The 928-nt window shown below is 58.9% G+C and carries 1 protein-coding gene and 1 pseudogene; both read right to left on the bottom strand.

Annotated elements, in window-relative coordinates:
* Positions 1–614, bottom strand: a 614-nt coding sequence (locus J5224_RS30530; protein WP_264628786.1) for an ATP-binding cassette domain-containing protein, incomplete at its 3' end; no start/stop codon positions are given.
* 6 nt (positions 615–620) lie between these two features.
* A pseudogene (locus tag J5224_RS30525) lies at positions 621–928 on the bottom strand (ABC transporter ATP-binding protein); the annotation flags it as partial.

The raw sequence follows: 928 nt of genomic DNA, 5'->3' as shown, positions 1-928 counted from the left end.
AATAACGCCGTTATCTGCTCGCGTAACGCCAAATCCAAACCGCTCACCGGTTCATCGGCAATCAGGAAGGCCGGGCGCAAGGCCAGAGCGCGAGCAATGGCGACCCGCTGCGCTTGCCCACCGGAGAGTGTTGCCACCCGCCGATGCAACAGTGATGCTGGCAACGCGACATCGTCGAGGGCGCGTTGCAATACCGACATCGACGCTGCGCCGTGGCCTAAAAAATGCAGTGGCTCGGCAATCGACTGCGCCACGGTTTTATTGGGCGCCAGCGTGGAAGCCGGATCTTGGGGAACATACTGTACCAACTGGCGATACCAGCGCAGTGCTGCGGTGGAAGCCGGAACAACGGCACGGCCCTGACAGCTCACGCTTCCTGAATCCGGCGTTTCTAACCCCAGCAGAATCTTCAGTAGCGTTGATTTTCCAGCACCCGAAGCCCCCACTAATCCGACATGCTCACCCTTATTAAGTGACAATGTCACGTTATTGATAACGCACTGATAGCGCGTGGCGTGCCAGAAGCGCGTGCCCGGCAGCGGATATTGCTGGGTTACCTGACGCAATGCCAGGAAAGGCGGCGTCGTGGCCGCGTGCAAGGTAGAAGCGCACATCTTATTTCACCCCGCCAACGCCAGCGCGTGCTGAGGTAGACGATGACGTTGCTGACGTGCAGCAGTCACCAGCGCCGCGGTGTAAGGATGTTGCGGGTGACGCACTATCTCATCGATAGTGCCTTGCTCAACGATCTTGCCATCGGACAAAATCAATGCCCGCTGGCAGAGCGCTGCGGCCACGGCGATATCATGGGTGATAAACAGCAAGGCGCGTCCTGGCGCACGGGTGGTATAGGTTTCCAGCGCCTGTAGTACCTGCGCCTGGGTGATGACGTCCAGCGCGGTGGTGGGTTCATCTGCAATCAACAATG

It is taken from the genome of Candidatus Symbiopectobacterium sp. NZEC135, assembly GCF_025962695.1.
Note: the sequence above shows the minus strand (reverse complement) of the source record. Positions and strands in the feature narration are given on the sequence as shown.